The 11,410-nt window shown below is 61.1% G+C and carries 10 protein-coding genes; 5 read left to right on the top strand and 5 right to left on the bottom strand.

Features of this window, described 5'->3' with window-relative positions; genetic code table 11:
* Positions 1-41: 41 nt before the first annotated feature.
* Positions 42-758 carry a sensor histidine kinase gene (locus tag RLCC275e_RS01490; RefSeq protein ID WP_033181571.1) on the top strand — a complete coding sequence of 239 codons (717 nt, stop codon included), beginning with the start codon at positions 42-44 and terminating at the stop codon, positions 756-758.
* Between the two features lie 3 nt (positions 759-761).
* On the opposite strand, the gene RLCC275e_RS01485 is transcribed toward RLCC275e_RS01490, so the two are convergent.
* The 3 genes from RLCC275e_RS01485 to RLCC275e_RS01475 all read right to left on the bottom strand — a co-directional run bounded on the left by RLCC275e_RS01485 (position 762) and on the right by RLCC275e_RS01475 (position 2,783).
* Entirely contained in the window at positions 762-1,199 is a 438-nt protein-coding gene (locus RLCC275e_RS01485) for a response regulator (RefSeq protein ID WP_033181570.1), read from the bottom strand.
* Between the two features lie 30 nt (positions 1,200-1,229).
* The gene (locus tag RLCC275e_RS01480) at positions 1,230-1,934 is read right to left on the bottom strand and encodes a helix-turn-helix transcriptional regulator (RefSeq protein WP_012756036.1); all 705 of its coding nucleotides are present in this window, start codon (positions 1,932-1,934) and stop codon (positions 1,230-1,232) included.
* A gap of 471 nt (positions 1,935-2,405) precedes the next feature.
* On the bottom strand, positions 2,406-2,783 hold the full coding sequence (locus tag RLCC275e_RS01475) for a response regulator (protein ID WP_033181569.1): 378 nt from the start codon (positions 2,781-2,783) through the stop codon (positions 2,406-2,408).
* A 28-nt stretch (positions 2,784-2,811) separates the two neighbouring features.
* Between RLCC275e_RS01475 and RLCC275e_RS01470 the strand changes: the two genes are divergently transcribed.
* From RLCC275e_RS01470 to RLCC275e_RS01455, 4 genes are read left to right on the top strand one after another with little or no spacing between them, the layout of a single operon-like run.
* Positions 2,812-5,118 carry a sensor histidine kinase gene (locus RLCC275e_RS01470; protein WP_171816932.1) on the top strand — a complete coding sequence of 769 codons (2,307 nt, stop codon included), beginning with the start codon at positions 2,812-2,814 and terminating at the stop codon, positions 5,116-5,118.
* The gene (locus RLCC275e_RS01465) at positions 5,105-5,530 is read left to right on the top strand and encodes a response regulator (RefSeq protein ID WP_003545468.1); all 426 of its coding nucleotides are present in this window, start codon (positions 5,105-5,107) and stop codon (positions 5,528-5,530) included. Before RLCC275e_RS01470 ends, RLCC275e_RS01465 begins: the two co-directional genes overlap by 14 nt.
* A gap of 4 nt (positions 5,531-5,534) precedes the next feature.
* Entirely contained in the window at positions 5,535-7,130 is a 1,596-nt protein-coding gene (locus tag RLCC275e_RS01460; RefSeq protein WP_033181567.1) for a response regulator, read from the top strand.
* 21 nt (positions 7,131-7,151) lie between these two features.
* Entirely contained in the window at positions 7,152-8,771 is a 1,620-nt protein-coding gene (locus RLCC275e_RS01455) for a VOC family protein (RefSeq protein ID WP_171816931.1), read from the top strand.
* 12 nt (positions 8,772-8,783) lie between these two features.
* Here the strand turns inward: RLCC275e_RS01455 and RLCC275e_RS01450 are convergent, their stop codons facing one another.
* Positions 8,784-9,689, bottom strand: a complete 906-nt coding sequence (locus RLCC275e_RS01450) for a DMT family transporter (protein WP_033181566.1) — start codon at positions 9,687-9,689, stop codon at positions 8,784-8,786.
* 213 nt (positions 9,690-9,902) lie between these two features.
* Positions 9,903-11,354, bottom strand: a complete 1,452-nt coding sequence (locus tag RLCC275e_RS01445) for an FAD/NAD(P)-binding protein (RefSeq protein ID WP_171816930.1) — start codon at positions 11,352-11,354, stop codon at positions 9,903-9,905.
* Positions 11,355-11,410: the final 56 nt, after the last annotated feature.

Raw genomic sequence — 11,410 nt, 5'->3', positions numbered from 1 at the left:
CGCGCAAAGGACGCTGTAATTGAGATCGGGGAAGCCGCCAGATGTCATCCAACCCGACAAGACTGCCGGAAACTACCGTTGCCGGAGACAGCGAGGAGCGCATCAAGCGTTTTCTCGCGACTGCCTCGCACGACCTGCAATCGCCGCTCCGCCATATCGCCATGTATGCCGAGCTGCTGCTCGACGATCTTGAGGAGACGCTCGACGGCGAACAGCTTCAGAGCCTGCGGATGATCATGGAAAAGGCGCAGACGGCGCAGCGCCTCACCAAGGCATTGATGAGCCTTGCCGCTGGCACACCTCAGGTGACGCCTGAAGAGGTCGATCTGCAGGCGCTGGCCGAAAATGTTTGGGGCGAACTGACCGACGAGACGGCGGTCGCCGAGGCGACGCTTGAAAGCGACGGCCTGCCCTCCATCCGTACCGACCGTGCCCTCCTCGGTCTGGTGCTGCGGCACCTTTTGACCAATGCCCTCACCTACCGCGGGGAAGCCTCGCCGCATGTGGCCATTGCCGCGGAGCGCGAGGGGACGGACTGGTTCATCCGGATTTCCGACAATGGGTCAGGCATTGATCCAGCTTATCGGGAGCGGATATTCGAGCCGTTCTGGAAATTGCCGAAGGCGGGAGCGGTCCCGGGCGCCGGTCTCGGGTTGACGACGGCCCGTGAGTTTCTGGCGGCGCTTGGCGGCGATATCGGTCTCGAACATTCGGATGCAAGCGGCAGTCGCTTCATCATCCGTCTTCCCATCGCTTGATGGTTAGATACTATAATCGTCCTTCCAGAAATCCGGGACGTCATAGGTCACATATTCGCGGATGATGTGCTGCAGCGTCTGGGCATCGATTTCGTCCTTGCCGATGCGGAAATCGACGCCGTAATCCGGGAATTCCTGGAAATAGCCGCCCGAAATATCGGTGGAGACGACGCCGATCGGGCCGGTGTAACCAATGCCACGCAGCTCCGGTACCGTTTCGCGGAAATCGGCATTGGGCAGAAGGCGATTGTCGAGCAGGATAAGATCGAAGCGCGCAAAGCGGATCTTTTCCAGCGCGTCACCGATCGATGGCGAATATTCGACTTCGACGGCCGGCTCGGAGAGATCGGCGATCTTCTTCTTGAGCGCGCGGAATTCGATGAATTCGTCGTCGACAAAGAGAACCTTTACGGCGTTCCTCCGGCCCGTTTCGGTGATCATCGTCTCATTTCCCCAATCCCGAAACCAACTTCACGAAACCAAACCATTCCTCAAGGCGATCGCCACCATATGAACGCGGTTGACAGCGTCGAGTTTGCGCGCGGCCGCGGTGATGTGCGAATTGACCGTATGTTCGGAGAGACCGAGAATGATGGCGATTTCCGCCGACGTCTTGCCTTCGCTCGTCCATTTGACGATTTCCGATTCGCGCTGCGTCAGCCGTCCGGACATTTCCGGCGTCAGGATTTCCTCGTAGAGCTTGTCGAAAATGCGCATGGCGTCGAGAAGTATGTCGGCGATCTCACTCTGATCCGGCTCCTGACGCTCGCCGCTGAGCACGAGGCAATATCGCCGCCCTTCCGGCGTAAACAGCGGGATGAAGAGAAAGACGCCACTCAGGAATTCGTTGAAAACAAGATCGGACGGATAAACTTCCGGCTGTGCGCTCCTGCCATGGACCGGCGTTGCCAGGAACTGGGCAGTCTTTGCCCGGACGGTGCCCAGCGCTTCCTTCAACGTCGTGATGAAAAGGCCGACGCGCCGCTCGGCGACGTTGGTGATGACGACATCACGTTCACCGAAAGGGGCCGAAGCCTCGGAAATACGGGCCAGCGCGAAATTGTCGAAGTTGTAATGCTGCGCCGCCGATTTCAGCAGACGGAAAAAATCGGTGCGATTGATCGCCCGGCTCAGCTCTGGTCCGGCATGAAAGGGAATTGCCGGGGCATTGTTCATTCCTACTCTTCCTCTCCTCCCGCCAATGCCTCTAATCCCGAAATCTTGGGATATACGTCTTAAACGCGAAGAGCTACAAAAATTGCGAGACGGTTGATGAGAGATATCGAAAACGGGGACTTTCGATATGTAAGGCGGAAATCATCAATTATCTCAACGACAGGTGATGCACGGGCAGATTTTACTGAGGGGCAGTAGTTCTTACCTGGGTATCGTATTCTTCCTGCATTCAACATCCATGAATGCGAGAAGGCAGTGCCAGACGTAAGCGCGAGAGAGCCGATAGACCCATTCAGCTAAGGGGTTGGCTGATGTTCGTGGCGGCGAACGCGGGTTGATCGGTTCTCTCAGCGCTTATCATATTCTTCGCTTCGGTTGCATCTTGTGATGCGTCCTCGACCTTGTCAATTGCGGTTTGTCAGATGGCTTGGACGAATGAGAGGAAACAAGGCTTTCGGCTTTCGCCGTTTTCTACATCTCAAGATTGAGAATGATCGTGGCAAGGTCAAGTGGCTTTTCCAGATAGACGTCGGCGCCGGCATCGAGTGAGCGGGCGCGGTCCTCGGCAGCATCCGATCCGCTGCAGATAGCAAGCCGCATCGCCTTGAAACGATCATCCAGGCGCAATCGCGTGATCAGGCCGATGCCGCTATCGAGCGGCATATAGAGATCGGCGACCAGCAGATCGGGCGAGGTCTTGCCTTCTGCCGCGCGCGTCTCCAAAGCCTCCAGCGCCGTCTCGGCTGCGGAGAAACAGAATAGATCAACGTCTATCTGCTGCTTTCTGCTCATATAGTCGAGATAGAAGAGGTCATCCTTGCTGTCATCGACATAAAATAGGGTGGTCATCTAGCACCGTGATTTGGATATTGTTCGAATGAACCTCGCTGTCCTTCGACATCACCATATCGCGGTTCCACTAAAATTCGATATACCTCATCGCAGATCATTTCGCAAAAAGCGCGGCACCGCCCTGCCTTGCCTATTGAGTATTCCTCGATTTCGGAAAAGATGGCCGCGCAAACCGAAGGAGGACACAGGGGTGCAGGATCAGGGCAACGTGGACCTGCAGGACCAGTCAAGACAGCACTACCGTGCCTTTGCGATTGCCGTCGGCTGCCTGATGTTGCTTCTCGGCGCGACGGCGCTTACCGGCTGGCTGCTGCAGGCCGAGATTGTCATTTCGCTGTTTCCCGGCTTTCCGTCGATGGCTTTCAACACCGCGCTCTGCTTTGTGCTTTCCGGCGCAGGGCTGGTCGCCTCGACACTGGCCGCCCGCCGTTTTCGAATAATGGCAGCGATCACGATGGGGCTTGCGGCGGCGATCGCCGCGGCCCGCCTCGTCGAAATCGTCACGATCGGGCGGTCTTTTCACAATGTCGACGTGTTGATCTCGCGCTTCCTGGTTTCGCCGGATTTCCTCGCTGAGATCGGCGGCGGCATGGGGCCGAACACGGCGCTGGTCTTCCTGATTGCCAATCTTTCGCTGCTGCTCTCGCTCCAGGTGGAGAAGTCGAGAAGCCAGGTGGTGCAGGAATTGACGAGCTATGTCGTTATCACGCTCGGCATGATCGCGCTCGCCAGCTATGTCACCGATGCCGAACAGGGCTACCGCTGGGGACCCTATGCGGCGATGGCGCTGCACACGGCGGTCGGCATGGTGATCTTCGGATCGGGGCTTCTCGCCCGCTCCTGGTGGATGCAGCCGGCAAACCGGGCACGGATCCCGCTCTGGATCCCGGCTGCGGTCTGCTTCACCGGTCTTCTCGTCGATCTCTATACGCCGCTGGGTGTCGCCAATGGCATTCTCTACGTACCGCTGGTGCTGACGGCGCTCTGGTTCGGCAACCGGAACGCGCCGCTTTTCTTCGCCTTTGCCTGCACCGTGCTCTTGATGCTCGGCTTCTTCGCCGTCAAGCACAACGAGGCGGCGTTCTGGCAGGAAATCGCCAACCGTGCCATCACGGCTGCCACGCTTTGGCTGATCGCGATCCTCGTCTTCTATTCCATGCGCAACAACTATAACCTCGAAACCGAGCGCGTCCGCTTCGGCGCGCTGGTACGCGGCACGCCCGATGCCGTCGTCGTCATCGACGAGCGTGGAACGATCAGGAATTTCAATCCGGCGGCTGAAGCCATGTTCGGTTACTCCCCGCAGGAGACAATCGGCAAAAACATCAAGATGCTGATGCCCGAACCCTACCATTCCGAGCATGACGGCTATCTCGCCCACTACCGGCAGACTGGCGAGGAGCGCATCATCGGCACGACGCGGATGGTCTCCGGACGACGCAAGAACGGCATCGTCTTTCCGATCGATCTTTCCATCAGCGCCGTCGTCACCGGCCATACAAGAACCTTCGTCGGTATCGTGCGCGACATCAGCGAGCGCGTCCGGCAGGAAGAACGGATGAAAACGACGCTTTCCCAGCTCGAGGCCTATACGGCCGAGCTTGAGCGCAGCAACCACGACCTCGATGAATTCGCCTATATCGCCTCGCATGATCTCAAGGAGCCGCTGCGCGGCCTGCACAACCACTCTCGCTTCCTGTTGGAAGATTATGAAGACAAGCTCGATGCGGACGGCGTGCGCCGGCTGAACCGGCTCGTGCGTCTCAGCCAGCGCATGGAGAAACTGGTCAACGAGCTTCTTTATTTCTCCCGGCTCGGACGCCAGCAGCTGGCGGTCAAACGCACCGATATCGGCCTGATCGTCAAGGATGTCGTCGCGACGATGGAGTTGCTGCTCGAGGAACGACACGCCAAGGTCATCATCGACGGCCGGCTGCCGGAGGTGGTCTGCGACGCGACGCGGCTGACCGAAGTGTTCCGCAATCTCATCACCAACGCGATCAAATACAACGACAAGCCGGCGCCGCTCGTCTCGATCGGCTATCTTGACCGGTTCGTCGGCAAGGACGGCACGGTTGCTCGCAACGTGTTTTTCGTTAAGGATAACGGCAAGGGCATTCCGCAGGAATTCCACGAGGATATTTTCCGCATTTTCAAACGGCTGGAAAAGTCGCAGGATTCCGACGACGGGACCGGAGCGGGCCTCACCTTCGTTCGCAAGATCATCGCGCGGCACAATGGCGATATCTGGCTGGAATCCGAGGTTGGCACCGGCACGACATTCTACTTCACTCTGGGAAAAAAGCGCGAGGGGCAGAATGCAGCAGCGTGATACGCAACCGATCCTGATCGTCGAGGACAGCGAAGACGATTTCGAAGCGACGATGCGCGCCTTCAAACGCACCAATCTGCGCAACTCTATCCGCTGGGCGGCCTCCGGTCAGGAAGCGCTCGACATGCTCGCCGAGATGGTGCCGAAACCGGGGCTGATCCTGCTCGACCTCAACATGCCGGGCCTTGACGGCCGCAAGACGCTGGAGGCGATCAAGTCGAACGCCGGCTGGCGCAAGATCCCGGTGGTGATACTCACGACCTCCGACGACGAACGCGATATCGAAGGCTGCTATGCTCTCGGCGCCAATACCTATGTGCAGAAGCCGGTGGATCTCGACGGGCTCTTTGCCGCGATCCAGCGGCTGAAGGAATACTGGTTCGAAATCGCGATCCTGCCACTCGAGGACTGACAGATTGGCGGAACACTGCTCTATTCTCATCATCGACGACAACATTGACGATCTCGAGGTCTATCGCCGCATATTGGGCCGCGTTTCCAGCACTGCCTATACCGTCGTGGAGGCGGAGACGGGCGAAGAGGGTCGTGCGCTGAATGGCCGGAAACGGCCGGACTGCATCCTGCTCGACTATTCGCTGCCGGGGCGCGACGGGCTCGGCGTTCTTGCCGATATCCTGGAGGATGATCCCGCCGCCAACGTCATCATGCTGACCGGCCAGGGCAACGAAACCGTTGCCGTCGAGGTGATGAAGAGCGGGGCACGCGACTATCTGACAAAGGATTCGCTGTCGCCCGAGACGCTGCATCGTTGCATTCAAAACGCCATCATGCACGGCATGCTGGAAGCGAAACTGGAGCAGAAGCGGCAATCACTGGAGATCTTCACCCGCGCCATGGCCCATGATTTGAAGGAGCCGCTCCGGACGATCAAATCCTTCAGCCGCATCCTGCACGGTTCTGCAGCGCTTCCGGCCGAAGACCGGGAATTGCTCGATTACGTGCTCAGCGCCGCCGACCATATGGAAGACCTGATCGTCAAGGTCTCGGGCTTCACCAAGCTTGAGGCCTCCGGCGGACTGGAACTCAGGCCGGTCTCGCTCTCCGATGTACTCGACCAGGTGGAGGACAATCTTCGCCAGCAGACCGAAAGCCGCGGCGCCGTCATCATCCGCGGGGCGCTGCCGGAGGTCATGGGCGATGCGACGCTGCTGACCCAGCTGCTGCAGAACCTGGTGTCGAATGCCGTCCGCTATTGCGAACAGAAGGTTCCGGAGATCAGCATCACAGGCGAAGCGCAGGGCGATATCTGCCGGCTTACCGTGCGTGACAACGGGCCCGGCATCGATCCCGAGCACCGCGAGCTGATCTTCCAGCCGTTCAAGCGCCTTGTCGGGCGTGGCATCGAAGGCACTGGGCTCGGCCTTGCCATCTGCCGCCGCATCGCGCAGATGCATGGCGGCTCGATCTGGTGTGAGGCGGAAAATGGGCCGGGCGCCACCTTCATTCTCGAAGTGCCGCTCGCCGAGACCAGGCCCGCGCCATCCGTCGCATCGGCCATCCCGCACAGCGCCAGGCCGGCGGAGCAGCCCGGCGAAGGTTCGGGCAGGCTCGCCGAAGTGCTGCTGGTCGAAGACAGCCCGGCCGACATCCAGCTTCTGAAGATCAAGCTGATGCGGCGCGAGAAGGTGAATTTCAACCTGCATGTCGCCACCAACGGACGCGAGGCAATGCGGCTGCTCGAAGAACGCGCCGGCATCGCCGATGTGCCGCAGATCGACCTGATGCTGCTCGACATCAACATGCCGATCATGGACGGCTTCGAGGTGCTGCATGCGCTTTCTGCCGATGTCCGCCTCAAGCAAATTCCCGTCTGCATCCTCAGCACCTCAAGCGATGAGACCGACATGCAGCGGGCCAGAAATCTCGGCGCGCGCGCCTATATGGTCAAGCCGCCGACCCTGCAGCAACTGGAAGAGGCACTCGAAGATGTCGAGCATTTGGAGTTGTTGCAGCGCGGCGATTCGCTTGCGCTTTGTGCGGAACAAAACTAAGCGATCGTCATTGGCAACGGTATGACCTTCGCAGCTCTCATACTCGCGCTCCTGACGACGCCGCTTCAATCAGGACTGCTCTCGATGGTATCAGGCATACATCACGTTACGGCCGTCACCCGAAAGGTGCAGGCGAATGTGGACTTCTACGCGGGATTTCTCGGCATGCGGCTCGTCAAGCAGACAGCCGGTTACGAGGACGCGACGCAGCTTCATCTCTTCTACGGCGATGCAGCGGGGACGCCGGGTTCGCTGCTGACATTCCTCGCCTGGGAAGATGGTGCGCCCGGCCGGGCCGGTTATGGCCAGATCAGTGAAATATCGCTGTCGATCAACCCCGCCAGCATCGGCTACTGGCTGACGCGTGCCATGAGCTTCGGTCTCAGCTCCGAGGGACCGGCCGACGAATTCGGCGAGCCCGTCCTGCGGCTGAAGGATCCTGATAACATCATCCTTAAGCTCACCGGCGCAAAGAACCTGGTATCGCCGGCCGCCTGGCACGGCGCCTCGATCCCGGTCGAGCATGCCATCCAGCGCGTGCGCGGCGCAACCATGCTGACGGAGAAGCCCGCCGAAAGCCGCAGCTTCCTCGAGAGCCATTTCGGTTACCGCTTCCAGGCCAGCCGAGGCACGATCGACAGGCTGGTGTCGCAATCCGGCGACATCATCGACGTGCGCGATGCGCGCGGTTTCTGGTCCGGCGCGCTGGGCACCGGCACGGTCGATCACGTCGCCTTCCGCGCCGCCGACGAAGAGACGCTGTTTTCGGTTCGCAAGGCTCTGGAGACGACCGAGGCATCGCCGACCAACATGCATGACCGCAAATATTTCCGCTCGCTCTATGCCCGCGAGCCCGGCGGCACGCTGGTGGAGCTTGCGACCGACAAGCCGGGCATGACTGTGGACGAAGAGCAGGCCGCCCTCGGGAGCAAGCTGTTCGCGCCACCCGAAGCCATCACCAATCTTTACGACCTGAAGGTGATGCTGCCGCAATTTTCGATGCCCGGCCAGCCGCGTGTCAATTATCGCGAGCTGCCATTCGTCCACCGCTTCTATACGCCCCCGGATCCCGACGGCAGCGTCTTCGTGCTGCTGCACGGCTCCGGCGGCAATGAGACGACGCTGATGCCGCTCCTGAACAAAGTGGCGCCGCGGGCGACGCTGCTCGGCGTGCGCGGCCGGGCGACGGAGGAAGGTTTTCCGCGCTGGTACAAGCGCATTACGCCCTTCTCCTTCGACCAGAACGACATCAAGACCGAGGCGGAGGCGTTTGCAGCCTTCATCGAGGGCGCCGTCAAATCCTACGGGCTCGATCCTCAGAAGGTCGTCTATGTCGGCTATTCCAATGGCGCCAACCTTCTGAACTCGCTGCTCTATCTGCACCCGAACCTGGTTCACAAGGCGGTGCTGCTGCGCTCCATGCCTGTTCTCAGCGACTATCCGCATGCCGATCTGAAGGGCACGGACCTGCTCGTCATCAGCGGCAAGACGGATGCCTACGGCAAATATGCGAGCCAACTGGAAGAGAGGCTGAAGAGCTCGGGCGCCACCGTCGATTCCGACGTCATCCCCGGCGGCCACGATCTCGGCGATGCCGACGTGCCGATCATCCAGAAATGGCTGCTGCAGGAAAACCGCTGATCAGCCGCGGCTTCACACCTGAACGCGGGACGTCCGGGCAACCATGATGCCGGCAAGCACGACGGCGCCGCCGAGCGCCTGCATCGTCCCGATCGCCTCGTTAAGTAGCGCCCAGGCAAGGATTGCCGCGACGACCGGCTGCAGTAGCAATGTCAGCGAGGAAAAGGCTGGCGGCAGATAGGCGAGCGCATAGGTGATCGCCACCTGTCCGCCGGCATGGCTGATAAATGCCAGACCGAAGACGATCGACCAGCCGTAGACGGTCGCGGGCAGCATATGTCCCTCATAGATCAGGCCGATCGGAAAGATGCAGACGGCAGCGCAGGCCGTGCTCCACAGCATGATGCGGATCGTATCGAAGCGGCTGCGCAGCCTGCCGATCGCAAGGATGTAGCAGGCATAGAAGAAGGCGGCGACCGTCGCGATACCATCGCCGCTAAGGTCGCCATTGCCGATGGCTGACGGTCCGCCCTTCAGAATGACGACACCTGAGAGCGCCAGAACAAGCCCGAGCGCGAAGACGCGGCTGATCCTCGCGCTGAAAAAGACGAAGGCAATCAGCGTGACGAAAACCGGTGCGAGGTTGGCAAGCAGCGTCGCATTGGCGACCGACGTCATGGTGAGCGAAAGGTGCCAGGCGGCGAGGTCGAGCGCCAACATGACGCCTGGGAGAATGAGCATGCCATAGTCGGAAAGGCTTTGCGGCTTCGGCCCCCTTTCCTTCTTCAGCAGCGAGACGATGACGATCGGGATCAACGCCAGTGCCACGCGCCAGAAGGCCGTCGCCATCGGGCCGACTTCGGACAGTCTGACGAAGATCGGCGAGCCGCCGATCGCCGCGCCACCGAGAAGGAGCGCCGCAAGGGCGAAACGATTGGAAGGCGAGGCTTCGGAAAGGGTGGGAGCGGCCTGCGACATGGTCTCGATATTTCTGGTCGCCCGAATGCCGGGCCGGCGGAATATTACAGCGCCGCACGTCTTTTCGAGAGCCGCAAAGGACGCTGTAACACTTATTGCTGCATAATTTTATCCTTAAATCGATTTCGATTTAAGGAATTATGCAGTGGTGGCCGAGGGACTATCAGAAGTCGATCACCGGGGACAGTCGAAGAGCGACATATTGGTGCAAAATCAGGCAGGATGCCTATTCGTCGCGCTGGTCCGCAGCTTTTCGGCGATCTCGCCGGCGACGAAAAAGGCATGCTCGGTCACCTGCGGCAGTCCCATCAGCTCGCCGAAGGTGCCGCGCGCCAGCGGACCGGAGATCAGCAGCGAAGGATCTGCCTTTCCTGACCGGCCAATCGCCTCCGAGCGCTCGGTGCAGGCAAGGCCGAGGCCGGTCGGATCGAGCGTCAGGTGACCGCTTTCCGCCAAGACTGCGAGCCAGGGTTGGGTTTCGAGAATGCCGCCATGCGCCGGGCCGGTGGTGACGACGACGGCGTCATAGCGACCCTCCAACGGCTGGCGCTGATGACGCGGCTGCAACGTGCAAAGAATGAACTCGCCGTCGATGTGCGCATCGGCGACCGAGCCGGCCAGGATATCGAGGCGGCCCGAGGCAATCGCCGCGTCGAGCACGGCCTCGACCTGCGGCGCGATGCGGAAACGGTGCACATCCCAATAGGGACGCAGATGGCGAACGAGACGGCGGCGCTCGGCAACCGGCAGCGCCTGCCAGAGATCGTATCCCTGTGCCCGCACCTGATCGATCACCCCATGCCAGCTTATGCCCTGCGCCTTCGCCGCATCTACGGCGGTGCGGATCCCCCTCAGCAGCAACACGGCGGAATGGGCCGCATTGGAGACGAAATCGCCGAAGAGCTCCTGCGGAACCGGCGCGTGGCCGCGAGACCGCAGACCGCGGCGCGAGATCGCGGTCACCGGACCGTCATGCCCGCGCACGGCAAGCGAGGCAATGACATCGGCGGCCGTCAGGCCATTGCCGATGACCAGCACCCGGTCATGCGGGCGGATCACCTCGAGCGCACCCGGCTTGGTGGTGTCGGCGACGAAACGGGGATGGGCGGCAAGCCGGGTCGCAAGCCGGCCTGGGGCTGCCGGCGGCGGATGGCTGGTGGCGATCGCGACGATATCGGCCTCCGTCACGCCGCCTCTGTCGTCGAGGATAGACCAGCGGCCGGCACGGCGTTCGACAGCCGTCACCGCAGCACGGCAATGACGCACGGTGCCGTCTTCCAGCAGCGGCTTCAGCAGCGAGGCGACATAATCGCCGAAGAGCCGGCGCCGGGGGAAGAGTGAGCCGTCGGGCTGCCTGGCCTCAGGGTCGCCGGCGACGGCGTCGCGGGCTTCGATCCAAGCCAGGAATTCGCCCAGGTCGTCGGGCTGCAGGCTCATCTTGGCGGCTGGAACATTGATGCGGTGGGCCGGATCGGCCGTGTCGTAGGCAAGGCCGCGGCCGAGTTCGGCGCGCGGCTCGAAGACCACGATGGCAGGGCGCTCGCCGCAGTTGGTGCGCGCGAGATGATAGGCGACACCGGCGCCGGAGACACCGCCGCCGATGATGGCGACGACGGGCTGTTCAGACGTCGGGAGAGGCTTGGGCTGCATGGTGGCCGGGATCATTGCTTTCGATGCCCGAGCATAGAAGCGGGGCAGTGGTCACGCAATCCTCCTCCCCT

Source organism: Rhizobium brockwellii (assembly GCF_000769405.2).
GTDB classification, from domain to species: domain Bacteria; phylum Pseudomonadota; class Alphaproteobacteria; order Rhizobiales; family Rhizobiaceae; genus Rhizobium; species Rhizobium brockwellii.
Note: the sequence above shows the minus strand (reverse complement) of the source record. Positions and strands in the feature narration are given on the sequence as shown.

What these genes read in the sequence shown, in the direction of transcription:
- RLCC275e_RS01445 (WP_171816930.1), bottom strand. Translation starts at nt 11,354, where the DNA reads ATGATCCCGGCCACCATGCAGCCCAAGCCTCTCCCGACGTCTGAACAG.
- RLCC275e_RS01485 (WP_033181570.1), bottom strand. Translation starts at nt 1,199, where the DNA reads ATGATCACCGAAACGGGCCGGAGGAACGCCGTAAAGGTTCTCTTTGTC.
- RLCC275e_RS01450 (WP_033181566.1), bottom strand. Translation starts at nt 9,689, where the DNA reads ATGTCGCAGGCCGCTCCCACCCTTTCCGAAGCCTCGCCTTCCAATCGT.
- RLCC275e_RS01475 (WP_033181569.1), bottom strand. Translation starts at nt 2,783, where the DNA reads ATGACCACCCTATTTTATGTCGATGACAGCAAGGATGACCTCTTCTAT.
- RLCC275e_RS01470 (WP_171816932.1), top strand. Translation starts at nt 2,812, where the DNA reads ATGAACCTCGCTGTCCTTCGACATCACCATATCGCGGTTCCACTAAAA.
- RLCC275e_RS01480 (WP_012756036.1), bottom strand. Translation starts at nt 1,934, where the DNA reads ATGAACAATGCCCCGGCAATTCCCTTTCATGCCGGACCAGAGCTGAGC.
- RLCC275e_RS01455 (WP_171816931.1), top strand. Translation starts at nt 7,152, where the DNA reads ATGACCTTCGCAGCTCTCATACTCGCGCTCCTGACGACGCCGCTTCAA.
- RLCC275e_RS01465 (WP_003545468.1), top strand. Translation starts at nt 5,105, where the DNA reads ATGCAGCAGCGTGATACGCAACCGATCCTGATCGTCGAGGACAGCGAA.
- RLCC275e_RS01490 (WP_033181571.1), top strand. Translation starts at nt 42, where the DNA reads ATGTCATCCAACCCGACAAGACTGCCGGAAACTACCGTTGCCGGAGAC.